Raw genomic sequence first — 25,732 nt, 5'->3', positions numbered from 1 at the left:
GTGCTTATGGATCTAGCAAATAAGGTTATTGCGATCACGGGGGCCGGGCAGGGGCTTGGTAAACAAATGGCGCTGTCGCTAGCGGAAAGCGGTGTTCACCTTGCGCTTATCGACCTCAATTCAGACCAACTGGCTGAAACTAAAGCGGAGTGTGAATCTTTCGGCGTCACCACTCGTTTTTATGTAGCGAACGTGACGGAAGAACAAGAAGTGTGCGCTGCTTTTGAGCAAATTGAAGCGGATTTCAAACAGCTCAATGGCGTGATCAATAACGCAGGCGTTATGCGCGATGGCATGTTCATCAAAGTTAAAGATGGTCAGGTTAACGCGATGTCGCTGGAACAATTTCAGTCTGTTATGGATGTGAATGTGACAGGTACTTTTCTGTGTGGCCGCGAAGCGAGCAAGGTAATGCTGAACACCGATAGCAAAGGCGTTCTGATCAACATATCTAGCGTCGCGCGTGCGGGGAATATTGGTCAAACTAACTATTCTGCATCCAAAGCGGCGGTAGCCACCATGGCGACGGTGTGGGCGAAAGAGTTAGGGCGTTTCGGAATTCGCTCAGTAGCGATTGCTCCGGGTGTCATCAAGACTGCCATGACGGACCAAATAAAACCTGAAGCGATGGAGCGTTTAGTTAAAATGATTCCTGTCGGACGCTTAGGTCTTGCTGATGAAATTTCTTCGACCATCAAATACGTGTTAACCAATGAGTTCGTGACTGGAAGAGTATTCGAAGTCGATGGCGGAATGCGAATGTAGCCCCCTCCTCATATTAAAAAGGGGAGCGAGCTTGATTGTCCGCTTCCTTCCTCCTTTCTTATATTGTTTCTATCGATAATTTTTAATGGATGTTTTAGCAACGGCTGCTGTACCGATTACATTTACAACTCTTTTGTATTTTTGGTATGAATAAGTGCTCTCGTGTTAATTTTTATGTAAATACATTAATTCACAATCAAGACAATTATTTGTCTCATTGATGAGATTTTGCTTCTTGGGGTATGAAAAATACTCTTATTGATTATATTGTGACCGAAAACCATTTCGACATCTAAAGATGGTGATTTATTATTCAGCGCAAAATACATGGGAATATGAGGCTGGCTGAATAACCTTCAGCTACCTTAATAATAAAATAACCAGAATTCTCTATTACACTGAAGTAACTACCCATTAGGGAAGAGCAATAATGTCACTATTTCATTCGCTTAGGACGATGCCACTACTATTGGGGTGTCTGTGTCTTTCTATTCAGGCATCCGCAGAAAAGGTTGAACAAGAAGGTAAGTTTTTACAGTCGCTAGAAGGCATTGAAAATCAAATTTACGCATTACCTCAGAGCTCTTTGGCTTTGATTGAGGCGTTAGAAGAAGACTCTCTACTACAAAATCAACCAACAGAGCTACTGGTACGTTATTGGCTTGCAAAGTCCACGGTTCTAGAGCTACTTGGGCGCGCGGAAGAGAGCCAAAACGTCACACAAAAAGGGTTGGAACTTGTGCGTCCACAAAGCCATGAGTATCTCTTATTTAAGTTGATTCAGATGCGAACTATGGTCGGAAAGAGCGATATCGATACCGCGCTTTCTTCGTTGGATAGTTTGTTGGAAACATCGCGTGAAAATGGCGATAAGCAGCTCGAGTCGGAGATCCTGTTGCTAAAAGGACGTTACTACGATGAGCAGGGCGAGTTTAAAAAATCCTATGCCGCAATTATGTCTTCAATGGATGCGGCTGAGTCCTCTGGCGTTCAAGGATTGGTCGAACGGGCGGCGCTAGAACTTGGTGACGTACTGGTCAAAATTCAAGGCTATGACCGTTCAGAAGCATTGTTGGAACAAGCGTACCGTTATTTTAGGGATAGACGCATGTCGTTCAATGAGCTGCTGAGCGTCTTAACGATAGCAAAGCTTCATAAGGCACAGTTCCAATACGAAGAGGCGATTGTATCGTATCAGAGAGCGCTAAAGCTCGCGCAAATCATTGGTGACGGGCGCTTTAGGTTTCGAGTTAACCTCGAGCTTGCTGCGCTATACCGTGAGACGAACCAAGAAAATAAGATGGTTCGCCACTTAAAGTTGGCGGAGAACTTACAGTATAGAGAAACCTCTAGCGCCTACTTAGCGACATTTAAGCTGTTGCAAGCCGAATATATGCTAGAACAGAAGCAGTTTGAGACGCTTCTAGCGATGATCGCGCCTATGTTGCCGGAAATTATCGAGAGCCGATATGTTAAGCAACAGCAAATGGAACTACTAAAAGTGGCTGCCATGGCCTACGCGGGAAGCAATGACTTTAAATTAGCGTATAAAACTTACGGCAACTATCACGATAAATTCATCCAATTTAGCAACCAAAGAGAAGTTGAAAATCTTGAACGTCAGCAGACGCTATTTGAGCTAGAAAGACTTGAATATGAGAACGAAGATCTCAACTGGAACAACGTGTTGCAGCGTATGGAACTGGAAAATAACCGTCGTACCTTTTATCTATTGGGTGAAGCGCTACTAGCACTCATTGGTGTTCTCTTTTTGATGGCAGTGGTATTCCTTGTTGTGAATCGATCACGTTTAAGAATGCGCCGCCTAGCAAAGACAGATACGTTGACAGGGTTATTCAATCGCCGTTTTTTAGAAGATTGGTTCACTAAACCCGTAGAGACGAAACGTGAACGCAAAGAAAAGCCGACGCCTCAATCTAAGCAAGAAAAGGTCCAGCATTTTGTGTCTGAGCAAGTCGAGCAAGTTAAGTACGGCTACCTAGCTTTAAACAAATGGGTGGATAGCAAGCTCGATAAACAGAAAATGGTGCCAAAGAAGCCGCAGTCGGGGCCGGTAAGTTTAGCGCTAATCGATGTAGATTATTTTAAACAGGTAAATGATACCTATGGACATGTGTTCGGTGATGCCGTACTAACAGGCGTTGCCAAAGTGCTAGAAGAGACGGTGCGTGAAAATGACATTGTTGCACGCTTTGGTGGTGAGGAGTTTGTTGTTGTGATGCCCAATACCGATCATGAAGACTCTCTCAGTACCGCTGAACGATTACGTAGCGCTTTATCCTTACATGGGTTCGTCACGGAACAGAATGAAGAAGTGAGAGTGACCTGTAGTTTTGGTGTTGTGACGACTGAAGATAGTGAGATGAATTTTAAATCACTCTGTGATCAGGCAGATAAATTACTTTATCAAGCTAAAGCGGATGGACGTAACTGTGTGAAGGGGCGCAAGCTGACCTAATAAAATCAAGAATGCAGGCTCATCAAACGGTGAGCCTGAATTCATCTTTCCTACTGATTACTTCAAAATCGCTTAAGAGTATCGAATTACATACTCATAGCGTTCAGTATTTTCTACTCGTTTTATCTCCCCCATTTTCAAAGTACTAATGTCACTTGTGTATACGAAGCTATAACAAACGAGTATGTCTGCTTTTCATACAAACAAAGCCGATACAGGTGAAATGATTAGTGGTCGATGTAAATTTTTTCTAGTGTGTATTTTTGTGGCACGAAAAACAATTCGATTAAAGGTGTGTTAAAAATTGAACTATTAATAAGTTGTTGGTTTGTTTATATTTTTATTTGGTTTTTTAAACGCAGTTTTGACATTTACGACAAGTTATCGCATGGCAGTTTTGCGTACACCATCAACTTTCCTTCCTTTGTTAATAACCTTTTTCTTAAAAAATGATTTGAGTTCGAATTAATTTTCAGGCATTTTATATTTAACTAACCGTTCAATTAAAAATAACAAGGACGCAAAATGCCAAAGGTGGGGATGCCTGAAATCAGAAAACCGCAGCTTGTAAAAGCGACAATGTCAGTGATTGATAGAGTCGGTTTACACGCGGCGAGTATTTCGTTAATCAGCAAAGAAGCCGGAGTATCAACGGGGATTATCAACCACTATTTCGGTGGTAAGCACGGATTGCTGGAGGAAACGATGCGCGAAATCTTGCGTCAGCTTTCGTCCACTATCACACAGAAGTTACGTGAGCTGCCAAGTGATGCTCATCACCAAAGAATTAATGCCATCATTGACGGTAACTTTGTCGGCTATCAGGCAGAAAACCAAGTTGCTAAGACTTGGCTAGCGTTCTGGTCGTACTCAATGCATGACGAGCAGCTTAAGCGTTTGCAGCGTGTCAATGAACGACGTTTATTGTCCCACCTAAGAAAAGAACTCAAAGCATTATTAAATGCAGAGCAGGCCGAACTGGTTGCTCATGGTATTGCGTCACTTATCGATGGTATTTGGCTGCGCGGAACGCTCAACCCGCAAGGCATTGATGCAGAAAGAGCGAGAATCATCATCAACGACTATCTCGACAAACAACTTACGTTTTATTCTGAAAAAATATAAAAGTCACAGGTCTTCAAAATGGAAATGAAAGCACACTATATCAATGGTGCGATGTACAACGGGTGTTCAGATGAGCACTTCACCACTTACAATCCGGCGAATGGTGAGCCATTGGCCAACATTAAACAAGCGAACCAAGACGATCTCGAAGCGGCGATTGAGTCGGCAAAGAAAGGTTTTGCTGCATGGTCAGCAATGACTGCGATCGAGCGTAGCCGTATTTTACACAAAGCCGTTGCCATTTTACGTGAGCGTAATGACGAGCTGGCTGCATTAGAAGTGGCAGATACTGGTAAGCCAATTCAAGAAGCTATCGCGGTTGATCTAACAACAGGTGCCGATGTTCTTGAGTACTATGCGGGTCTTGCTCCAAGCTTGCAAGGTGAACAGCAGCCACTCAGCGAAGACCAGTTTTTCTACACACGTCGCGAGCCATTGGGCATTTGTGCAGGTATTGGCGCTTGGAATTATCCAATTCAAATTGCGATGTGGAAATCGGCGCCAGCACTGGCTGCGGGCAACGCTATGATCTTCAAACCATCAGAAGAAACACCATTAACAGCGCTTAAGCTAGCAGAAATTTATTCAGAAGCGGGCATGCCAGATGGCGTATTTAATGTCGTACAAGGGGATTACCGAGTAGGGCAGATGCTAACGGCGCATCCTGAAATCGCAAAAGTGTCGTTCACGGGCGAATCAGGCACCGGTAAAGTCGTCATGAGTGACAGCGCTAAGACACTAAAACAAGTAACGATGGAGCTGGGTGGTAAGTCTCCACTGATTATTTTTGATGATGCAAAGTTAAACGATGCCGTTTCTGCGGCCATGGTGGCGAACTTCTACACGCAAGGTGAAGTTTGTACGCACGGTACACGCGTGTTTGTTCATGAAGGTATTTATGATGACTTCATCGCACAACTTAAAGCTCGCACTGAGTTGTTAGTTGTCGGCGATCCGCTTGATGAGAACACGCAAATTGGCGCGCTGATCTCTAAAGATCATGAATCGAAAGTACTAGGAGCGATTGAAGCCGCGAAAGCGAGTGGCGCGACGTTACTGACTGGTGGCTACAAAGTAACAGAGAATGGCTTAGCCAATGGTAACTTTGTTGCTCCAACCGTATTTGTCGATTGCGATGATGACATGAGCCACGTTCAGCAAGAAATCTTTGGTCCGGTAATGTCAGTGCTGAAATTCCGTGATGAGTCGGAAGTGATTGCGCGTGCAAATGGCACCGATTATGGCTTGGCTGCAGGCGTATTTACTCAAAACCTATCTCGTGCCCACCGCGTGATTCATCAAATTCAAGCTGGTATTTGTTGGGTGAACACATGGGGTGACTCACCTGCGGAAATGCCAGTTGGCGGCTACAAGCAATCAGGTGTTGGCCGTGAAAACGGAGTCGAAACCCTTAAGCATTACACACAAACGAAGAGTGTTCTGGTTCAGCTAAGCGACTTCGAAAGCCCTTACGCCTAAACACACCTAGGAGAATCAAAATGCAACAACACTACGATTATATCATCGTCGGTGCGGGTTCGGCCGGCTGTGTGTTAGCGGATCGCTTAAGTGAAAGTGGTCAAAATTCGGTCCTATTACTCGAAGCGGGTGGGTCGGATAAAAGTATTTTTATCCAAATGCCGACGGCGCTTTCTTACCCTATGAACACTGAAAAATACGCGTGGCAGTTTGAGACAGTTGAAGAGCAAGGGTTGGATGGCCGTCAACTTCATTGTCCTCGCGGGAAAGTTCTGGGCGGTAGTTCGTCTATCAATGGCATGGTTTACGTTCGTGGACACGCTTGTGACTTTGACCAGTGGGAAGAGGAAGGCGCGAAAGGCTGGAATTATCAATCGTGTTTGCCTTATTTCCGTAAAGCAGAGTCTTGGATTGGTGGTGCTGATGAATATCGGGGCGATCACGGTCCAGTCGGCACATGTAACGGCAACGATATGAAGCTCAACCCGCTCTACCAAGCTTTTATTGATGCAGGCAAAGAAGCGGGCTACCCAGAAACAAAAGATTACAACGGTTATCAGCAAGAGGGCTTTGGCCCAATGCATATGACCGTTGACAAAGGCGTACGCGCTTCAACCTCTAATGCATACTTAAGCCGTGCTAAAAAACGCAAAAACTTCACCCTAATGAAGCGAGTGACGGTTCATCGCGTTTTACTAGAAGAAACAGGCGCAGAAGGCAAGAAAGCGGTTGGTGTTGAATTCGAAAAGTCAGGTTCAGTTCAGCAATGTTTTGCGAATCATGAAGTGATTTCGAGTGCTGGTTCGGTTGGCTCAGTTCAGCTATTGCAGCTTTCAGGCATTGGCCCTAAAGAAGTATTAGAAAAAGCAGGCATTGAGGTGAAACATCCGTTGGAAGGGGTAGGTAAAAACCTGCAAGATCACTTAGAAGTGTACTTCCAATATCACTGTAAGCAACCTATCACGCTCAACAGCAAATTAGGTTTGGTGAGCAAGGGCTTGATTGGTACCGAATGGATATTAACTCGCAAAGGCCTTGGGGCTACTAACCACTTTGAATCATGTGCGTTTATCCGTTCTCGTGAGGGACTAAAGTGGCCAAATATTCAATATCACTTTTTGCCAGCGGCAATGCGTTATGACGGACAAGCTGCTTTTGACGGTCATGGTTTCCAAGTGCATGTTGGACCTAACAAGCCCGAAAGTCGCGGCTCGGTCGAAGTTGTATCTGCGAATCCGAATGATAAGCCGAAGATTGAGTTTAACTACATTTCCACTGAACAAGATAAGCAGGATTGGCGTGATTGTATTCGCCTTACTCGCGAGATCCTCAATCAGCCAGCCATGGATGAGTTTCGTGGCGATGAGATCCAGCCGGGTCTGAATATCACAACGGATGAACAAATTGATGAATGGGTGAAGCAGAATGTCGAGAGTGCTTACCATCCATCTTGTACCTGCAAAATGGGCGCAGACAATGACCCACTAGCGGTTTTGAATGAGCGATGCCAAGTACGCGGTATTCAAGGCTTGCGTGTGGTGGACTCTTCTATTTTCCCAACCATTCCGAACGGTAATTTAAATGCGCCAACGATTATGGTGGCAGAACGTGCCGCGGACATGATTTTGGATAACGCCCTGGAAACGTCGAACAACGCACCAGTTTGGATTGCACCGAACTGGCAAGAGATGCAACGAATGCATCCGCCAAAAAGAGATCTCGATTCGATCTCATAAAAACGAAAAAAGTCAGTAATCATTACAAGGAATTCAATATGTCTAAGATGACAAAAATCTTCTCAACAATCGCACTAAGTACTTTAGCAACAGGCGCTTATGCCAACCAATGTGAAACGGTACGTTTTGCAGATGTAGGTTGGACCGACATTACGGCGACCACCGCCGTGACATCTGAGCTGCTAAAAGGGTTGGGGTACAAAACGAAGACCGATCTACTATCGGTACCTGTTACTTACTCTTCTATGGCCAATGGCGATATCGACATTTTCCTAGGTAACTGGATGCCAACGATGGAAGGTGACATCGCGAAATACCGTGATGCAGGTACCGTTGAAACCGTACGAGCGAACCTCGTCGGCGCAAAATACACACTCGCGGTTCCAAAATACGTTTATGACGCAGGCGTGACCAACTTCGCTGATCTAGTAAAACATGCCGACAAATTTAAAGACCGCATTTACGGCATTGAACCAGGTAACGATGGTAACCGCTTAATTCAATCAATGATTGATAGCAACGCATTCGGCCTAAAAGATTTCAGCCTAGTTGAATCCAGTGAAGCAGGCATGGTGTCTCAAGTATCACGTGCTGCGCGCCGCAACCAATGGATTGTGTACCTAGGTTGGGCCCCGCACCCAATGAACAGCAACGTTGAAATGGAATACCTAGCGGGTGGTGACAACTTCTTCGGCCCTAACTACGGCGGCGCGAATGTGTACACAAACGTACGTAAAAACTACCTTGCTGAGTGTCCAAATGTAGGTCAGCTAGTGAAAAACCTAGAATTCAACCTAGAAATGGAAAACGAATTGATGGAAGCGATTCTCAACCAGAAGCAGAAACCGTCGAAAGCAGCGCAAGCATGGTTGAACGCAAACCAAGAACAAATTGAAGCGTGGCTAGAAGGCGTTAAGACGGTGGATGGTCAAGACGCAGTAACTGCAATTACAAACTATTTAAAAACTAACGCTTAATTAAGCAGTTTTTAAGCGCGTTTTTTTGAAAAAGAAAGTGGGCAGTCATGCCCGCTTCATTAACACAAAGGTTTTATTTTGAATTTTATTACGGACAACAAACTACCGTTGGGCCAATGGATGGAAACTGGCGTCGATTGGTTAACCATCAATGCATCGGGTTTCTTCGATGCAATCTCTATTACACTTGAAACGATCATTCTTTTCGTGGTGGACATTTTTAAATGGATGCCACCTGCAGCGCCAATCATTATGACGGCGGCAATTGCTTGGTTCTTACACCGCAGCATTCCGCTTGTTGTATTCATCGTGTTGGCCTTGCTCGCAATTCTCAACCTTGGTTACTGGCAAGAAATGCTGGAAACCTTTGTCCTTGTGTTTGCAGCGACAACGATTTCCGTATTAATTGGCGTGCCGTTGGGCATTATGGCGGCACACCGTCCTTGGTTATATACCTTGTTGCGACCAATCCTCGATTTGATGCAGACCGTGCCGACATTCGTTTACCTAATTCCAACCTTGGTTCTGTTTGGCTTAGGTATTGTCCCTGGCCTAATCTCGACCATCATTTTCGCTATCGCTGCGCCAATTCGATTGACGTACCTCGGTATTATTAAAGTGCCGGAGGAGCTACTTGAAGCGGGCAAAGCATTTGGTGCAAGCCGCATGAAGTTGCTGTTTAAGGTGGAATTACCTGCGGCATTACCAAGTATTATGGCCGGTGTTACGCAATGTATTATGTTGTCTCTCTCTATGGTGGTCATTGCGGCACTTGTTGGTGCTGATGGACTTGGTAAGCCAGTCGTACGTGCACTCAATACCGTAAACATCTCGCAAGGTTTTGAAGCGGGTTTAGCGATTGTACTCGTCGCCATCATTCTTGACCGCTTGTGTAAAGCACCAAACCAGAAGGAGGCTTAATCATGGACGCTATTACTATTCAAAATCTTGATGTGGTTTTTGGTCAGCAGCAGTCACAAGCGTTAGCACTACTAGACCAAGGCAAGTCTCGACAAGAAATCATCGACGAAACTGGCCAAGTGGTTGGGGTTGATAATGTTTCGCTGAACGTGAAACAGGGTGAGATCTGTGTTTTGATGGGGCTTTCAGGCTCGGGTAAATCAAGTTTGCTGCGAACAGTTAACGGGTTGAACGAAATTTCTCGTGGCTCTCTGAAAATTAAAGACGGCGACGACATGGTTGAGCTCTCTAACTGTGACGAACAGAAGTTGCGCCACCTTCGTACTCACCGCGTATCCATGGTGTTTCAGAAGTTTGCATTGATGCCATGGTTAACGGTATTAGATAACGTTGCGTTTGGTCTAGAAATGCAAGGCATTGGCAAAGCAGAGCGCCGTAAAAAAGCGCGTGAACAGCTCGAAATGGTCGGTTTGTCTGAGTGGGAAACGAAATTCCCGCACGAGCTCTCTGGTGGTATGCAGCAGCGTGTTGGCCTAGCGCGAGCGTTCGCGATGGACACAGATATCTTGTTAATGGATGAGCCGTTTTCAGCGCTTGACCCATTGATTCGTGCTCAGCTTCAAGATGAATTGATTCTGCTTCAAGAAAAGCTAAACAAAACCATTCTTTTTGTGAGTCACGATTTGGATGAAGCGCTAAAAATCGGTAACAACATCGCCATTATGGAATCAGGAAAGTTGATTCAACACGGCAAGCCCGAGCAGATCATTCTTGCTCCAGAAAACGATTATGTGGCTGACTTTGTAGCCCACACTAATCCATTGAATGTACTTAAGGGACGCTCTTTGATGCGTGACGACTTAGTTCGTGAAGATGAGCGTGTTCTGATTTGCCCTGACAAAAATATTTGGGTGACCCAAGAGAGCAAAGGCTTAAGCTTAGCGGGTACAGATAAGTCGTTGGTTCAATGGAAGAGCGATTCTTCGAACCTTGATGAGGTAAACGAAAATTCTCTGGTTCAGGTTAGCCCGGAAATCAGTATGCGAGAAGCGATTGAGCTTAAGCAGCGCAGCAATCAGCCTCTGCTTATGGTGGAGGACAACCAGTTAGTTGGTGTGTTAAGCGACCACGAGCTTTACGATGCATTGCTTGGTAACTTTAAGTCCGAGCAAGTGGCATAAAGTTAGAGTAGAGTTGAAGCCAAGCTAAAAAAGAGCCGCACATTAGTGCGGCTCTTTTTGGTTTAAACAATGAGTTAAGTAGTTAAGCTAAGGAAACGGTCGACTATAGAGTCGTAATTACATCATCCATCGCAAGGCGAGCTTTTGGTAGACCATGATTATAATCTTCCCCGTCTTTGTGGTAGCCAATCGCCAGTGCAACTTCACAGACATGGCCTTCTAATTCTTCTTTGAATACTTCTCCAATTAGTGTTGGATCTACGCCTTCCATCGGCGTTGAGTCAATACCCAGACGAGCCAAGGTGTGTAGTAGATTGCCTAGCGCTAAATAGACTTGTGCTTTTGTCCAGTTCCCGTTAAAGCCATTTTCATCCGTATTTGCATCAGCAAAAGCGTAGGCGCCCATAAAGTTGTTGTACATTTCCGCCGGTAGGTGCCCAGACGTTACTTCGGCATCCACACGTTTCGCGAACTTCTCTTTGGTGAAGTTTGGATCGTACGCAAAAAGAATCGTATGTGACGCGGCTTTAGCATGTGGCTGGTTAAATTGGTGCATATTTGCAAATGTATCGTGGAAACGTTGCTTGGCCTCATCACTTTCAATCACGATGAATTTCCACGGTTGCGAGTTAATCGAAGACGCTGAAAGACGGAGTGCTTCTTTGATGATTGCCATATCTTCTTGAGAAACGCGTTTGGTTTCGTCGTACTTTTTAGCAGTGTAGCGGCTGTTTAGATCAGTAATGATTTGATGAGACACGTTTGTATCCTTTTTATTTTTGTGACAAATGAGGATGCGCTTAGCATCGACAACCATGCGTACCTCGAATATGGATTCATAATACGGGATATTTTTTCATTGATAAGAGGGCGTTTATTTGAATCACTTTTTACTTTTTATTGAAAATTGGCGTGCTTCATAGGGTTAGGCATCATCATTTAGATGCTTTTGATGATTATTAAATTACACTCATATTAAGAGGGTGATGGAGAGCAACATGAACGTGATTCAAGTTTTCAACGATAGTTATGAACGTTGTATCGCGAACCAAGGCTTTTTCGACTTGTTTTACAAGAATTTATGGTCAAAAAGTACAAGCTTTAGACAAAAGTTTGATGGTGTCGACATGCACCAACAGGTGCGAATGCTTAGAGGATCTATCGTGTTTTTTATGATGGCCGATACCTCTAACGAGGCGCACAAGATGGTGGAAAAATATGGTAAGAAGCATGCGAGTTCCGATATTGGCATTGAACCACAGGATATTGATGTTTGGTTTGAAAGCCTTATCGAAACAGTTCAAGAGTGTGATTTTGAATACGACGATGATGTTGAAACTGCATGGAGAGCTTGTTTTAACACAGGTTTGTCGGTAATGAAGCGGGAGTGCTCCAAACACTAAAAGAGAAACTAAATGCTCTTCGAAAACAAGCAAGTTAAAGCAAGGAAGTAACGTGTAAACAGCTTACTTCCTTGAGTATGGCTTTTATTTGTCTTGTGTCTCTTTATTCTTTTTTACCGCTTCGGCGATATCACTGACGGCTTCGACAAGGTTGATCGGCATAGGGAAGATAATAGTCGATGTTTTGTCTGTCGTGATTTCCGTGAGTGTCTGCATGTAACGCAATTGCAGCGCATTCGGCGCTTTGTTGAGCATTTGAGCTGCCTCTTTTAATTTATTAGAAGCTTCTAACTCACCGGTAGCGTGAATTATTTTCGCACGACGGTTCCGTTCTGCTTCGGCCTGACGCGCTAGCGCTCTGACCATGCTGTCATTTAAATCAACATGTTTGACTTCAACCGTGGCAATCTTGATGCCCCAGTCATCAGTCTGTTGATCGAGGATGGATTGTAAATCCTTATTGAGACGCTCGCGCTCTGATAGTAATTCATCCAGTTCATGTTGACCTAATACTGATCGCAGCGTGGTTTGCGCTAACTGGCTGGTGGCATCGCTGTAACTTTCAATGTTGTTAATTGCCATTTGAGGATCGACTACGCGAAAATACACAACCGCATTGACGCGCACAGACACGTTATCTTTGGTTATCAAGTCTTGTGTAGGCACATCCAAAACGACAGTACGTAAATCCACCCGTACCATTTGTTGGATAAATGGGATAAGAATGATTAAGCCAGGGCCTTTTACTTCTTGAAAGCGACCAAGAAAGAATACAACCCCACGTTCATACTCTCTCAAAACCTTAAACATTTGGGTCGCAAGTGCGAACAACAGCACCACGATCACCGCAACAGTATAGAGCATCATAAAGCGCCTCCTATTTATTTTGGCGGTCATCAGGCATCACGGTTAAGGTCAGCCCTTTCACATTCACAATGGTGACATGATCACCTTGTTTGAGTTGTTGATGGTCTTTGGTTTTGGCTCTCCATAGCGCACCGTCAAGTTGAACGCGCCCTTCGCCATCGATAAAGTCATCGCTCACGACAGCGATTTTCCCAGGGTAAGTTTCTAAACCTGTTGTCACACGTCGTCGGCGTATTTTGAGCAGCAGGCCGACAGTCAACACGATCAGCGCGACAGAAAAGATGGAAATACCGAAAATTAAAGGAAGGGCGATCTGAAACCCTGGCAACTCACTGTCCATGAGGAATATGGAACCGAGCACAAAGGCGACAACACCACCTAAGCCCAAAATGCCAAAGCTCGGACTGAATGCTTCCGCGATCATCAGTGCAATTCCGAGTAACAGCAGACCAAGCCCAGCGTAGTTCACAGGCATCATTTGTAATGCATACATGGCGAGGAGCAAACAAATACCACCCAACACGCCGGGTAGGCCAATGCCTGGGTTGTAAAACTCAAGAAGCAAACCGTAGATGCCAATGAGCATCAGGATGTAGGCGACGTTTGGGTTTGTGATAACGGCTAGCATTTCTGCTCGCCAATCGGGTGTTCTTTCAATCCATACGGGATTTTCCAGTGACAATGTCACATCACGATTGTTAACTTTAACAGTTTGTCCATCAATGGCTTTGACTAAATCCTCTGGTGAGTTGGCGATATAATCAATAACGTTTAATTCCAATGCCTCTGTGGCGTCCAAACTCGCAGCTTCGCTCACTGCTTTCTCTGCCCACTCTGCATTTCGGCCATGAAGCTTTGCTAAGCCTTTAATATAGGCTCTAGCATCATTAATCACCTTTTTCTCCATCGCGGTTCTCGCGGGAACTTTCTCTGAACTTTCGTTGGTTCCTTCTGACGTTTCTTCCGCGTTTTGATCTTTGCCATCATCCGATGAAGGGGGCTGAGGGGCACCACCTAACTCGACGGGCGTTGCCGCGCCAAGGTTGGTGGCTTCAGCCATTGCGGCAACGTGGCTGGCGAGTAAAATGTATGTCCCTGCGCTAGCCGCTCTAGATCCTGACGGGCCAACCCAAGTCGCAACTGGAGTGGAGGAGGTGGTAATCGCGTGAATAATATCTCTCATTGCGCTGTCTAAGCCGCCAGGAGTGTCCATCTCTAAGATCACTAAACTGACACCGTTGAGTTGCGCTTCTTCTATCTCACGAGACAAATAGTCGCTGGTAGCAGGACCTATAGCGCCTTTGACGGGAACAATCCAGACAGTATTGGCCAGTGCTTGACTAGCAAACAAAAGTAAAGGTAAGATCCATATCCATAGTCGTTTCATGCAGTCCTCCTTGTGCGGTCACAGGGACTTTTTGAAAACCTAATTCAAGTATATACGCAGTAATACTAGTGCAAATAAGTAATTGATCACTCGAATTAGTCATATCAGCATTTATCATGGCACATCTGAGGCAACGGGCCCTAATATGAATATCGGTAGTCACTAATCGTGGGGCGTCTGGTGTGAAAAGGTTCAACAAAAAGGCAAAGTGACGGTAATCACTTTGCCTTCCTAATGTGTTTTAGAGGAGAGAGACTAACTGTTTACGTGGCGAGAAAATTGAACGAGTGCTTGCTCGGCAGGCATCGGTTTGTGGAAGTAAAACCCTTGCAACTCATCAATATTCCAAACTTTAAGCTTGCGTACTTGGCTCGCGGTTTCAACACCTTCGGCGACAATAGTTAACCCTAGTTCTTGAGACATGTTAGCAATGTTTCTTACCAGTGTTTTTGCTCTGTCATTGGTTTCAATCTCGTCGATATAAGATTTATCCAGCTTCACAATATCCAATGGAAAATTACATACGCTACTGAATGATGCGTATCCAGTACCAAAATCATCCAAAGCGAGTCCAACACCAAGTCGCTTGATGTCTTGAATGCTTTGGATTGATTCTATTTCTCCGCCCATCAACATACTTTCGGTAATTTCAAGCACAAGCTGGCCCGCAGAGAGGTTGTATTGAGCCATCACTTTTTTTAGGTAGGGCATCAGTCCGGAATGATAAAAGTGCTGCGCACTTAAGTTCACATGCACGCTTAACATCGACAGACCTTGCGCATGACGAACTCCGTTGAGCCGACTGATAAATTCGCACGATTGTTTGAGAATGGACTCTCCCAATTCGACGATAAGTTTTCCTTGTTCTGCCATCGGAATAAATACTTCTGGTGAAATCATCCCTAATGTTGGATGTTGCCAACGAGCAAGTGCTTCGAAGCTAATGACTTCAGTGGTTTTAGCATCCACGATAGGCTGGAAAAAAGGTTTAATCGCATCTTGTCTAATGGCATTTTCTAAATCGCGATTGATCACCATAGACGTTTCCGCTTGCTCTGATAGTTCTTCATCAATGACTAATACTTCGTGAGAGTGGCGACCCTTAGCGGATTGTGATGAGAAACGTGCTGCAAGCAGCAAATGCTCGACAGATTGGTGAGTAATGTTTAGATCCATCATCACCGCTTTACTGTCTAATGACATCATGATCCCAGAGAGCTGGACCTTATGTGACAAATGATTCAGTAATCGATTGGTAGCATCTATCGCTTTTTGGTGGTGCTCGATATCTGGAATCAAAACGATAAATTCATGCTCACTAATTCGGCCTATTTGGAATGCCCCTAATTGCTCGCGTATTGCGGATGCGATGTATTGAATCACTTCATCAAAAATGAGGTGACCGTATACCCCTGCAATTTGCTTGAGAGTTTTACTGTTAATGTACACAAACGAAAAATGGTTTGGCCGTGTCTCTACGAGCTCGTGCAGTGCATTGAGAATGACAGGACGATTACAGAAACCGGATACCGGATCAAAGTCGGTGAGTTTTTGGATCATTTCTGCTTGCTGTTTTGTCTCTCTCATATCCTGAAGCAACAACATCAGCGCACTTTGACCATGATGTTGAATGAGCGTGGCTTCTATCAAACAGTCGATTTCTTCTGTATTGCTATCGAGCACTTGCGCTTCGAATTGTGTTTTACCGTTTTTCAGCTCTCTGAACATGGCGTCAACTCGACATTCATCGTCCTCCGATGGGCACAATGTGTCTAGAGGACGATCTATCAATTGCGATTTGCTGTAGCTCAACAGATCTAACGCTCGTTGGTTGACATCGACAATTTTACGATCGATAACAATTAGCATGCCCAGTGAGGAGCTATGGTACAGAGCACCAAACTTTTCCATCGAGTCTTTCAATTGCAGTTGGGTTAACGATGTATTTTCAGAGAGCTTTTGTACCAGTTTTGTCGCTAACTCTAATTCGTCTACTTTTACAGAATGCAAGCCTTCAAGCTGGTATTGAGAGGCGATTTCGCTTATTCCTTCAGCAAAATGATTAAAGCGAGTGGCGACCTTATTTTTAAACGTGATGTAGGTACCCGCAGCGATGATTGATGCCACAACGCCAACCGTTGCAAACAGGTACATGAATAGCGTATTACCTTTCGCATAATGCTCTCGCTGTGTTTTCGTTTTTAGCCATGCGATTGGTTCACCAGATAAATCAGAGAGTGAGGCCCATTTTGTTATTGACCGCGAGGTCTTCTCTATATCCCGCATCTCACTACTGTCTGATCCACTTACCATCTGCGTCTCTAATGAGTTTTCCGCAGTTAAAATGGATTTAAAGTCTCCAGGAAAGCGCAAAGATAGGTTTCTTCCCCAAAGCATCCATCCGTTAGAAGGGCGGTCGCCTTCACTGTTTCTAACTGGGCTGAGGCTAAGACCCCAAATACTATCGTTGATTTTAAACAACCCTGAGATGCTCTCTCTATGGATATCAAGCTTGTGATTCATGGACTTGATGTAATCTTGAAGAGTAGGTTGATTCGCCATTTTAGCGGTGAGTTCTGAAGAAGTGTCGGGGTTATCCTCACGAGTCAAGGAGAGCAGTGTTTCTCCATTAGTCGTGATAAACGCCATCATATCGAGGTTTAACGCATCAATGCTCTCTGTGTAAAGGTTTCGCTCGGTATATTTCGCAATATCACGATCAACAAACAGATCGTACGTTTCGTCCCAGTACGCCCAGTCGTATGAGGCGCTTTCTTGCTGGCTCACCATCATGTCTATGACAGCGAGTGCTTGCTGATTCGCATGGTTAATTTCCATGTCTTCGAGCTCATCTAAGCTATACAGGAAAAAATAACGGCTAATAAAAAGGAAGCTGATGACCATGCCCAGCAGTCCTAATGAAAAGTATAAGGCGGTTTTATAGCGAAGATTCAAGTTAAACAAGCGAAGTGTTTTCATTAAAAAATAGTTATAGATGTTAATTCACTGAAAGTGTACGACATGTTCTAACAGAAATTGTTGATATAGATTCAAATTATAGAGATAAAATGAAGGATTTGCTGAGCTGATATGGTAAGTGAAACGTTTGCTCTAATTACTAGATTTTCGTGTTTGCAATTAAAATGCTCAATAACGTACCGCGCATTCAAATTACGGTTTAATCGTTCAGCTAGTAAAGGTGTAAATCTTTTTATAAAACAGTCTATTAGTGTAACTAGTGCTTTTCTTCTGTATCTAAACTTCTTTTGTAATAGTAAACTGCGAAAAAATGATGGGTAATTATGATGTTTATTGTTCAACGCTTGGTCAAACTGGCCATTATCTGTGCCATTTTCTTTACTATCTTCGATCTCATCTCTTATGGTGAGATTACTTGGGTTCAAAGGTTGTTGGCTTCTATAAGCTAAATCTAGAATTCAATATGCACACATAACTCCACGAAGCGAGTCAATTCTTCGTTACTCGCCTTCGTCATTTGCTCCTTATCTGAGCTTTAAATAAAAGTCCCTCCGCGTGCAGTTCTGGTAACCGTTTTCCATTAATGGAAAAAACCTAAAAATGCAACTAACTTCATACTAATGGCAAGTGTAAGGTATGCAGTTGATGAGGCAATTCAGCATAATCACATTAGTTGTTGTGGCACTCATTTTGAGCCAAGCAACAATCGCAAGAAATGCTAAGGTGCTAGGTGATATTTCGTTAGTTCAGCCGATAGAAGGTGACCCTGTCGTAGATATTAAGCTGGCGAGAATTGGCTGGCATCTCTTTCGTGATCCTCAGCTATCTTCAAACGGTAGAGTCAGTTGTGCGACGTGCCACAACTTGCAAACCAATGGCGCTGAAAATACCCCCGTCTCTACAGGAGTGAAAGGTGATGGAACTCGAAACTCCATCACAGTGTTTAATGCAGCGTTAAATTATCGTTTTTTATGGGATGGTACCGAAAACACTTTGATGGCTCAGATTGATGGGCCAATCCACAATCCAATAGAAATGGACTCAAACTGGCAAACAATCGAGCAGTACGTGAAAGGAAACGAACGTTATCAAGCGCTATTTAGTCGTGATGGTGAGTTACCGATTAATATTAACAATATTAAGTCTGCCATTGTGGAGTTTGTCGAAGGGCTCCAAACTCCAGGTGCACCATTCGATGCCTACTTACTGGGTTACACTCATGTCCTCAGTGAGCAGCAAATTAGGGGATGGAAAACATTTCAGTCTTCAGGTTGCGTACAGTGTCATCAGGGCAAAAATATTGGTGGAGCGATGATACAAAGGTTCGCCTATTTTAAAGATAAGCCAGTAGTAGAGGATTCGGGACGGCACCTGATTACGACGGAAAGTGAAGAACAATTCTATTTTAGAGTCGCCAGTTTACGTAATGTCGCCCTAACAAGCCCTTATTTTCATAACGGACGAGTTGACCAGTTATCTGAGGCGATACAGATTATGGCGAAAACGCAGCTCGGAATTACGATGAGCGATGAAAGTGTCGCTGATATTGAAGCGTTCTTACAGTCTTTAACAGCACCCAGACCCGTGATTTTAGAGGTGTTGGAAAATGAGTAAATTCAAACTGGTTAATATCTGCTTTTTTATTGTCATGCTGACGTGTTGTGTATTGGCGTACATGTCACATGTGAATTCAAAAAGTGCACAAGAATTCCACACGGAGTTGACGGATATTGGGCACAAGTTGATTGAAGAGCGCGATGTTATCGTGAATCGATATGCGGTTGAAGATAGGAAGAATTATGAACTGACGACATCTTTAGTGGATATAGAAGTCGCTGCAGAGAAATTGCTAAATTCATCAAGGGAGTCAGTTTGGTTCCCTGTGACGCCCAATCATAAAAAAGTTGAGGATACGCTCAATCTATTCAAAAACCGTGTGCTTGATACAACGCTGAAGCTCGATATGTTGATTGGCGTTCAGGTAGAGAATCAATACGCGTTATTAATGCTATTCAACTTATATCAGCAAGATGTTTCTACCGATACCGGAAAGACGTTGAGTGGGCATCACTATTTTGAGTTTCTCAACCAACTGCTTTTGACACAAAACGTAGTTGAGAGTGAAAGTGAAGCCAATTTCTTAGATCGGCTTCAAGCGAGCGATAAAAGGATAGAACTACTCACGAATGAACTGCTTGATCATGGATACTTTGTTTTTATCGAGGATGCGGAGCATCGGCTACTCAATATTGCCCAAAGTGAAGCGCGTTTCACTTGGTTGTTTGTTTTTATTGCCGTGATGTTGTTAGTCAGTGCATTTTTGTATCAGTCGCAATATCGAATGTACAACTTGAAACAATTGAACCTCGAAATCGAGGAGGCTCGAAATAAAGCCGAGCGAGCAGCAAAAGCCAAATCAAGTTTTCTCGCCGCAATGAGTCACGAATTAAGAACGCCGATGAATGGTGTATTAGGCCTTTCTCAAATGATTGCAGAGGAAACCAAAGAGCCGACGACTAAAGAGTACGTGAAAGTCATTCTTGATTCTGGCCAACACTTGATGACGATTCTTAACGATATTTTGGATTTCTCTAAAGTTGAAGAAAACAAACTGGAATTTGAGCAGGCTAAGTTCAATTTAGACCAAGTCATTTCTCCTGTGTGTAGCGCAATAAAACCGCTCATCGATGAAAAAAATATCGAATTGATCGTGGAAAATGAAGTGCCTGAATACATTGAATTTACCGGAGACTGCGCACGTTTACGACAGATTTTGTTTAATCTTGCTGGCAACGCGGTGAAGTTTACCAGTGAAGGGCATGTGTTAATCAGAACGGAACTTGATAAGGTAAATCAGTGCTTGGTGATGATTGTGAGCGATACTGGTATTGGTATTGCGCTAGACAAGCAAGAACATGTTTTCAATTCGTTTGAGCAAGCCGATTCTTCAACTACTCGAAAATTTGGGGGCACAGGGCTTGGTTTGGCAATAGTTAAAAAATTAACTGGCTTGATGGATGGCAAGATTACATTGAAAAGTGTGGAGGGCGTCGGAAGTCAATTCATCGTCGAACTGCCCATTCCTTGGGTTGAATGCGAACTTCCAAAGGCACAAGAGCCACCAAAAACGCGCAAGAAAACACACAATTTGCAGATATTGCTTGCTGAAGATAACCGAGTGAACGCCATTGTGGCGAAAGGGTTTTGCGAAAAGTTGGGGCATGAAGTGGATGTTGCTGAAAACGGATTGGTGGCGGTTAAAAAGGCGAGAGATAACGAATATGACCTGATTTTGATGGACAATCACATGCCTGAGATGAATGGTGTTGAAGCGACGCGTGTGATTCGACAAGAGTTAGGTATCAAAACATTACTCTTTGCGTATACGGCAGATGTATTTCGTGAGGCGCATGATAGCTTTATTGAAGCCGGAGCGGATCATGTGCTTACAAAACCGCTACAGCAAGAGAGCTTTTCGGACGCTCTTAAACAGTTTGCTGCGAGGCTCGAACCAAAAGAGAATTTACCATTAACGAATGACAACAACGTTCTCCAGTTGCAGCGCAAGCCAATAGAGAAGCTACGCCTGACAGAAGAAGAGTTATCCAGTTCAGAGATGCTCATTTCTTTGCAAGAAGCGCCGGAAGCGATAGATGAGCTACTAAAAAGTATTATTGTCGATTTTGAATCATCGGTTGATGAACTTATTGATTATTTTATGGCTGAAGATTTCGCGTCTCTAGAAGACACGTTGCATAAAACAAAAGGTATGGCATTGAACCTTGGTTTGCCGATTTTAGCTGGACAAACGGAGGCGCTAGAAAACACGCTCAAAGCGAAGCAAACTCCTGAAATTGAGCGGTTACAGATGCTAATCAACCGATTACAAGTTAACATCCATCAGGCTAATCGACTTCTGGATGACATACAGAAAAAAAACGTCGATCCTCAACAAATTTTGTAACCTCTCTGAGTTCATGCGTTCCTTACCTTGTTTCGTTATGGTTTACTATGACGTGAATGGATGTGTTGATTCGTCAATGAGAAAATCAGGGAGTTAGAATGAGTAAGCATTCCGCTTTAATCGAATGGCATCGCGAAGCTGACGAAGTATTCAGTGATAACCAGTATAGTCGGGCGCACATTTGGAAGTTTGATGGCGGGTTGCAAGTCCCTGCGTCACCATCTCCACACGTAGTGCCGTTGCCATTATCTGTAGAAGAAAACGTTGATCCGGAAGAAGCATTTGTTGCGGCACTTTCCAGTTGTCACATGCTTGTTTTTCTTTCTATTGCGGCGAAACGACGTTACGTTGTGGATCGCTACCTAGATGAAGCAGTAGGGGAGCTGAAAAAAGGTGAAAATGGAAAAGAATGGGTGTCTAAGGCAACACTAAACCCTAAGATAACATTTGCTGGTGATAATCAACCGACACGATCTCAATTAGAAAAAATGCACCACATGGCTCATGAGAATTGTTTTATCGCCAATTCGGTTAAAACTGAAGTGACGACGCTTATTGCAGATTAAATGAAGCTCTTTGTCAAAGCGCAGTGTATCGCCGAATAGTGTTAAGCCAGCAGTCAGGCTGCTGGCTATTGTGAACTAAACGATGCCTTGCTCGATCATCGCATCAGCGACTCTTCTAAAGCCGGCAATGTTTGCGCCTAAAACTAAATTACCAGGTTGACCAAACTCTCGACTGGTTTCGTTTGCATTAATAAAGATGTTTTTCATGATGGTCTGTAACTGGCTATCGACTTGCTCAAAGGTCCAGTTTTGCATGCTGGCATTTTGTGCCATTTCAAGCTGACTGGTTGCAACGCCGCCTGCATTGGCTGCTTTCGCTGGCCCATAAGCCATTTCGGAATCCACGATGATATTGGCCGCATCACGAGTGGTTGGCATGTTTGCGCCTTCACTAATCAAAACACACCCATTATCGATAAGAGCAAGAGCATCGTTTGACGTTAGTTCATTTTGGGTCGCGCAAGGGAATGCGGCGTCAGCTTGATATCGCCATACAGCATGCCCTTCATTAGGATAGTCACCCAACGGCGTATACTCTGCTTCAGGGTAAGTGTCTAAATACTCTTCTAAACTTGTTCTTTTCACTTCTTTAAGTTGCTTGAGGAGCTGCAGGTCAATACCGTGCTCATGATAAATCGTGCCTCTAGAATCGCTGCATGTTACTGGGGTTGCTCCCATGTGGTATAGCTTTTCAATTGCATAGATAGCGACGTTACCTGCGCCTGAAACGAGGCAAGTTTTGCCTTTTAGTGAATCATTACGGTCATTGAGCATGCATTCCGCAAAATATACGGTTCCGTACCCCGTTGCTTCTTTTCTAACAAGTGAGCCCCCCCAAAGAAGGCTCTTGCCTGTAAGTACTCCTTCGTAGCGTCCCGTCAATCGCTTATATTGACCAAACATATAACCAATTTCACGCGCACCGACGCCGATATCGCCAGCAGGAACATCGGTAGCAGGGCCAATGTGGCGGTATAACTCGTTCATAAATGATTGGCAAAATCGCATGATTTCACCGTCAGATTTTCCTTTAGGATCGAAGTTTGAACCGCCTTTTCCGCCACCAATTGGAAGGCCAGTAAGCGCGTTTTTAAAAATCTGTTCAAAGCCGAGGAACTTTATGATGCTCGCGTTCACTGAATGATGGAACCTCAGTCCGCCTTTGTATGGACCTAACGCGGAGTTAAACTCGACGCGGTAGCCTTTGTTTACTTGCACATTCCCTGCGTCATCGACCCAAGGAACTCGAAACATGATTTGACGTTCTGGTTCTACGATTCTTTGGATAATCGCTTGTTCTTTATATTTATTATTGCTTTCTATGACTGGAGCGAGAGAAGTTAATACTTCTTCTACGGCTTGGTAAAACTCTTTTTGAGCCGGGCTACTGTGTTGCAACGCAACAATAGTATCGTGTATGTGTGACATAGATCTCTTCCTTGATATGAATAAGCAATCAGTTTATATGAATTTATTCCCATTAAATAGTGATTTTGACCAATTCTCAATGGCTATAATGGTCTTTCCTGCGGATTAGAACGCTCAATTTCCAACTTCTGTTCGTATTGATGAGGAAGATTAAGTGAGTGACATGAGTGGATAGTTGAGTGATCGGTTTCACATATAGCGAGCCGAAGCCAAATTAGTCGATATTGTTGTGCTGTCACGCAAATTGTTTTTGTTAACGTAGTGTTAACATCTGAGCGTGTTGACTCGAAAAAGATAAAAATATGCATGAGCTTAAGACTCTGGACTCGTTTATGCAGCAAGACGGTCTACCAGTGTTTGGCCATCTTGATGGGATTCCCACATCTTTACAGTTAGATAAGTTTACCTACCTTGATGAGATGGATAAGCCAGCGTCTAAGTGGCGCCGTTACTGTGATTATAAGCAGTTTCAGTTCGTTAATTTGGTCACACCTAACTACGTGATTGGGGTTGCGATTGCGGATATTAGGTATTTAGCATCTGGTTTTTGCTATCTGTTTGACACTCAAAATAATGAGTTAGTGGAGCAGCAGTGGTTAAAGCCTTTTAATATTGATTATCAAACTCAGCCTTCCAGTTGGTCTAGTCATGCCCATCTTGCTGACAAAAGTATTCAGTTTTCTATTCAGAATGGTATTTGGCACGTCCACTTTGTGACAAAGTCTGTCAATGCTGATCTCTACTTACGTCCAGAAAGTATGAGTTTGCCATTAATGTTATGTACGCCAACCGGTTATGCGGGTTGGACTTATACGCAGAAGCATAATGCGTTAACGGTAGATGGCAACTTATTCATATTAGGAAAGGAACAAGATCTCTCAGAAGTAGCTGCTGGTTACGACTTTTCCGCTGGGTACATGCGACGGGAGACAAGCTGGCGCTGGGCGAGTATTAATTGCTTTGAAAGCGGCAGACGATTGGGGCTGAACTTAGCTGCAGGCGTCAATGAAACGGGCTGCTGTGAAAATGTATTCTGGATTAATGGTGAACGGCATTTTTTACAGTCTGTTCAGTTTCAATTTTCACGAAATGATGAAGGACAAAGATGGCATATCACGTCGGAAGATAAACGGATTGACCTAGTATTCACGCCTTTAAATCGACGTTCAGAAAAGAAGAACTTTTGGTTTCTCAAAAGCAATTTTCGTCAATATATCGGCTATTTTTCTGGCTACATCGTTGATGGGAATGGTATCAAACATCAGTTAGAAGAAGTCATAGGTCTTACTGAAGATCACTATGCAAAATGGTAGAAACACAATGGATTGGACACAGTTGATGGAACGCCCTGAATTACTTCTGATGATTTTGGCGCCTGTTTTCTTTTTATGTATGGTTGCAGAGTACTGGTTTGGACAACGAAGGGGACGTTTGCCTGAAAGCGCGACGTATTATATTCCGGAAGTTGTATGTAATTTTGTACTTGCGGGCTTACACCAAGCGACAGACATACTCACGGGTTTACTGATTGCTCAGTTATATTTGTGGTGGTTTGATTGGCGATTGTTTGATATCGAAATGAGCGTTTCAGCGTTTTTGCTACTTGTCGTTCTGCAAGACTTTTTCTATTACTGGTTTCATCGAGCTAGCCACCGTATTCGTTGGATGTGGGCTGCGCACGTGGTCCATCACAGCTCGGAGAGAATGAATTTCAGCACCGCGTTTCGTCAAAGCTTGATGTATCCGTTAGCGGGAATGTGGATTTTCTGGTTGCCTTTGGTGATTATTGGCTTTGATCCTAAGTGGGTCGTCTTTGTTGTGCTGTTTAATCTGGGCTTACAGTTTTTTGTTCATACTCAATCAATTCGCTCGCTTGGACCGCTAGAGTGGGTATTTAACTCGCCATCTCATCATCGTGTTCATCATGGTATAAACCGTCAGTACATCGACAAAAATTACGCGGGAGTGTTAATTATCTGGGATCGGATGTTTGGAACGTTTGAACCAGAAGTGGAAACCGTTAGGTATGGAATTTCTAAACCTGTAAACAGCTTTAATCCCATTCGTGTGACGTTTGCAGAATGGAAAGATATGTTTTATGACGTAACACGACCAAATTTAACGTGGAAACAACGTTGGCGCTGTCTATTTGCTCCGCCATCGGATTCTTTTGAGTAGATTGAGATAAAAGAGATTGGAGCGGGCAGCGGGAATCGAACCCGCATCATCAGCTTGGAAGGCTGAGGTAATAGCCATTATACGATGCCCGCGCATCGATAGGACTCAGCCAATATGCCACACTGAACGAAAAAGAAAAGTCTTTTCTCATCAATTGTTTGTCAGGTGCCTAAAAAAGTAGCGTCTTGGTGTTAAAGTGTCCATTATCTCTGTTTTTTAGGAGGGTCAGCGATTCCGCTTCTAAAATCGATGGCTGCTAATTAGGGGCAAACACACTGTCTACTAGCGTTTAGGTAT

19 protein-coding genes and 1 tRNA gene are annotated in these 25,732 nt (G+C 43.9%); 14 read left to right on the top strand and 6 right to left on the bottom strand.

Annotation, left to right across the window (positions count from 1 at the left end):
• The first annotated feature begins 6 nt into the window (after nucleotides 1–6).
• From FKN16_RS01065 to choV, 8 genes are all read left to right on the top strand, one after another.
• Nucleotides 7–765, top strand: a complete 759-nt coding sequence (locus FKN16_RS01065; protein ID WP_104972454.1) for an SDR family oxidoreductase — start codon at nucleotides 7–9, stop codon at nucleotides 763–765.
• Between the two features lie 430 nt (nucleotides 766–1,195).
• A complete protein-coding gene (locus FKN16_RS01060; RefSeq protein WP_170901789.1) occupies nucleotides 1,196–3,244 on the top strand; it encodes a tetratricopeptide repeat-containing diguanylate cyclase in 2,049 nt (682 codons plus the stop codon).
• A 525-nt stretch (nucleotides 3,245–3,769) separates the two neighbouring features.
• Nucleotides 3,770–4,369 carry a transcriptional regulator BetI gene (gene betI, locus FKN16_RS01055; RefSeq protein ID WP_005392557.1) on the top strand — a complete coding sequence of 200 codons (600 nt, stop codon included), beginning with the start codon at nucleotides 3,770–3,772 and terminating at the stop codon, nucleotides 4,367–4,369.
• A gap of 18 nt (nucleotides 4,370–4,387) precedes the next feature.
• Nucleotides 4,388–5,848, top strand: coding sequence for a betaine-aldehyde dehydrogenase (gene betB, locus FKN16_RS01050; protein ID WP_170901788.1), 1,461 nt, complete (start codon nucleotides 4,388–4,390; stop codon nucleotides 5,846–5,848).
• A 20-nt stretch (nucleotides 5,849–5,868) separates the two neighbouring features.
• Entirely contained in the window at nucleotides 5,869–7,584 is a 1,716-nt protein-coding gene (gene betA, locus FKN16_RS01045) for a choline dehydrogenase (protein ID WP_170901787.1), read from the top strand.
• Nucleotides 7,585–7,622: 38 nt separating this feature from the next.
• Complete coding sequence (locus FKN16_RS01040) at nucleotides 7,623–8,561, top strand: choline ABC transporter substrate-binding protein (protein WP_170901786.1); 939 nt, start codon at nucleotides 7,623–7,625, stop codon at nucleotides 8,559–8,561.
• Nucleotides 8,562–8,639: 78 nt separating this feature from the next.
• Nucleotides 8,640–9,482, top strand: coding sequence for a choline ABC transporter permease subunit (choW, locus tag FKN16_RS01035; protein ID WP_005392552.1), 843 nt, complete (start codon nucleotides 8,640–8,642; stop codon nucleotides 9,480–9,482).
• Between the two features lie 2 nt (nucleotides 9,483–9,484).
• Nucleotides 9,485–10,663, top strand: a complete 1,179-nt coding sequence (gene choV, locus FKN16_RS01030) for a choline ABC transporter ATP-binding protein (protein WP_170901785.1) — start codon at nucleotides 9,485–9,487, stop codon at nucleotides 10,661–10,663.
• Between the two features lie 103 nt (nucleotides 10,664–10,766).
• On the opposite strand, the gene FKN16_RS01025 is transcribed toward choV, so the two are convergent.
• The gene (locus FKN16_RS01025; RefSeq protein WP_031780265.1) at nucleotides 10,767–11,423 is read right to left on the bottom strand and encodes an NAD(P)H-dependent oxidoreductase; all 657 of its coding nucleotides are present in this window, start codon (nucleotides 11,421–11,423) and stop codon (nucleotides 10,767–10,769) included.
• A 238-nt stretch (nucleotides 11,424–11,661) separates the two neighbouring features.
• Between FKN16_RS01025 and FKN16_RS01020 the strand changes: the two genes are divergently transcribed.
• A complete protein-coding gene (locus tag FKN16_RS01020; RefSeq protein WP_005392547.1) occupies nucleotides 11,662–12,066 on the top strand; it encodes a globin in 405 nt (134 codons plus the stop codon).
• Between the two features lie 84 nt (nucleotides 12,067–12,150).
• Here FKN16_RS01020 and FKN16_RS01015 read toward each other — a convergent pair whose 3' ends face one another.
• The 3 genes from FKN16_RS01015 to FKN16_RS01005 all read right to left on the bottom strand — a co-directional run bounded on the left by FKN16_RS01015 (nucleotide 12,151) and on the right by FKN16_RS01005 (nucleotide 17,224).
• Nucleotides 12,151–12,933, bottom strand: a complete 783-nt coding sequence (locus FKN16_RS01015) for a slipin family protein (protein WP_104972458.1) — start codon at nucleotides 12,931–12,933, stop codon at nucleotides 12,151–12,153.
• A 10-nt stretch (nucleotides 12,934–12,943) separates the two neighbouring features.
• A complete protein-coding gene (locus tag FKN16_RS01010; RefSeq protein ID WP_170901784.1) occupies nucleotides 12,944–14,320 on the bottom strand; it encodes a nodulation protein NfeD in 1,377 nt (458 codons plus the stop codon).
• Between the two features lie 255 nt (nucleotides 14,321–14,575).
• Nucleotides 14,576–17,224, bottom strand: coding sequence for an EAL domain-containing protein (locus FKN16_RS01005; protein ID WP_170901783.1), 2,649 nt, complete (start codon nucleotides 17,222–17,224; stop codon nucleotides 14,576–14,578).
• 720 nt (nucleotides 17,225–17,944) lie between these two features.
• Between FKN16_RS01005 and FKN16_RS01000 the strand changes: the two genes are divergently transcribed.
• The 3 genes from FKN16_RS01000 (at nucleotide 17,945) to FKN16_RS00990 (ending at nucleotide 21,829) form a co-directional block, all read left to right on the top strand.
• Entirely contained in the window at nucleotides 17,945–18,913 is a 969-nt protein-coding gene (locus FKN16_RS01000) for a cytochrome c peroxidase (RefSeq protein ID WP_170901782.1), read from the top strand.
• Nucleotides 18,906–21,263 carry an ATP-binding protein gene (locus FKN16_RS00995; RefSeq protein ID WP_170901781.1) on the top strand — a complete coding sequence of 786 codons (2,358 nt, stop codon included), beginning with the start codon at nucleotides 18,906–18,908 and terminating at the stop codon, nucleotides 21,261–21,263. Before FKN16_RS01000 ends, FKN16_RS00995 begins: the two co-directional genes overlap by 8 nt.
• A 98-nt stretch (nucleotides 21,264–21,361) precedes the next feature.
• On the top strand, nucleotides 21,362–21,829 hold the full coding sequence (locus FKN16_RS00990; RefSeq protein WP_170901780.1) for an OsmC family protein: 468 nt from the start codon (nucleotides 21,362–21,364) through the stop codon (nucleotides 21,827–21,829).
• Between the two features lie 75 nt (nucleotides 21,830–21,904).
• Here the strand turns inward: FKN16_RS00990 and gdhA are convergent, their stop codons facing one another.
• Entirely contained in the window at nucleotides 21,905–23,257 is a 1,353-nt protein-coding gene (gdhA, locus tag FKN16_RS00985) for an NADP-specific glutamate dehydrogenase (protein ID WP_170901779.1), read from the bottom strand.
• A 302-nt stretch (nucleotides 23,258–23,559) separates the two neighbouring features.
• On the opposite strand from gdhA, the gene FKN16_RS00980 reads away from it, so the two are divergent.
• Together FKN16_RS00980 and FKN16_RS00975 are read left to right on the top strand one after the other, a co-directional pair.
• Complete coding sequence (locus FKN16_RS00980) at nucleotides 23,560–24,570, top strand: DUF2804 domain-containing protein (RefSeq protein ID WP_170901778.1); 1,011 nt, start codon at nucleotides 23,560–23,562, stop codon at nucleotides 24,568–24,570.
• Nucleotides 24,571–24,577: 7 nt separating this feature from the next.
• Nucleotides 24,578–25,435, top strand: coding sequence for a sterol desaturase family protein (locus FKN16_RS00975; RefSeq protein ID WP_170901777.1), 858 nt, complete (start codon nucleotides 24,578–24,580; stop codon nucleotides 25,433–25,435).
• A 17-nt stretch (nucleotides 25,436–25,452) separates the two neighbouring features.
• On the opposite strand, the gene FKN16_RS00970 is transcribed toward FKN16_RS00975, so the two are convergent.
• Nucleotides 25,453–25,527, bottom strand: a tRNA-Gly gene (locus FKN16_RS00970).
• Nucleotides 25,528–25,732: the final 205 nt, after the last annotated feature.

Source organism: Vibrio sp. 11-4(1), from assembly GCF_013048625.1.
GTDB lineage: Bacteria > Pseudomonadota > Gammaproteobacteria > Enterobacterales > Vibrionaceae > Vibrio > Vibrio diabolicus.
This window is presented reverse-complemented; position numbering and strand designations above follow the sequence as displayed.

Excerpts from the sequence above, each read along its gene's own strand:
- FKN16_RS01065 (WP_104972454.1), top strand. The coding sequence starts at position 7 with ATGGATCTAGCAAATAAGGTTATTGCGATCACGGGGGCCGGGCAGGGG.
- FKN16_RS01060 (WP_170901789.1), top strand. The coding sequence starts at position 1,196 with ATGTCACTATTTCATTCGCTTAGGACGATGCCACTACTATTGGGGTGT.
- betI (WP_005392557.1), top strand. The coding sequence starts at position 3,770 with ATGCCAAAGGTGGGGATGCCTGAAATCAGAAAACCGCAGCTTGTAAAA.
- betB (WP_170901788.1), top strand. The coding sequence starts at position 4,388 with ATGGAAATGAAAGCACACTATATCAATGGTGCGATGTACAACGGGTGT.
- betA (WP_170901787.1), top strand. The coding sequence starts at position 5,869 with ATGCAACAACACTACGATTATATCATCGTCGGTGCGGGTTCGGCCGGC.
- FKN16_RS01040 (WP_170901786.1), top strand. The coding sequence starts at position 7,623 with ATGTCTAAGATGACAAAAATCTTCTCAACAATCGCACTAAGTACTTTA.
- choV (WP_170901785.1), top strand. The coding sequence starts at position 9,485 with ATGGACGCTATTACTATTCAAAATCTTGATGTGGTTTTTGGTCAGCAG.
- FKN16_RS01020 (WP_005392547.1), top strand. The coding sequence starts at position 11,662 with ATGAACGTGATTCAAGTTTTCAACGATAGTTATGAACGTTGTATCGCG.
- FKN16_RS01015 (WP_104972458.1), bottom strand. The coding sequence starts at position 12,933 with ATGATGCTCTATACTGTTGCGGTGATCGTGGTGCTGTTGTTCGCACTT.
- FKN16_RS01010 (WP_170901784.1), bottom strand. The coding sequence starts at position 14,320 with ATGAAACGACTATGGATATGGATCTTACCTTTACTTTTGTTTGCTAGT.
- FKN16_RS01005 (WP_170901783.1), bottom strand. The coding sequence starts at position 17,224 with ATGGTCATCAGCTTCCTTTTTATTAGCCGTTATTTTTTCCTGTATAGC.
- FKN16_RS01000 (WP_170901782.1), top strand. The coding sequence starts at position 17,945 with ATGAGGCAATTCAGCATAATCACATTAGTTGTTGTGGCACTCATTTTG.
- FKN16_RS00995 (WP_170901781.1), top strand. The coding sequence starts at position 18,906 with ATGAGTAAATTCAAACTGGTTAATATCTGCTTTTTTATTGTCATGCTG.
- FKN16_RS00990 (WP_170901780.1), top strand. The coding sequence starts at position 21,362 with ATGAGTAAGCATTCCGCTTTAATCGAATGGCATCGCGAAGCTGACGAA.
- gdhA (WP_170901779.1), bottom strand. The coding sequence starts at position 23,257 with ATGTCACACATACACGATACTATTGTTGCGTTGCAACACAGTAGCCCG.
- FKN16_RS00980 (WP_170901778.1), top strand. The coding sequence starts at position 23,560 with ATGCATGAGCTTAAGACTCTGGACTCGTTTATGCAGCAAGACGGTCTA.
- FKN16_RS00975 (WP_170901777.1), top strand. The coding sequence starts at position 24,578 with ATGGATTGGACACAGTTGATGGAACGCCCTGAATTACTTCTGATGATT.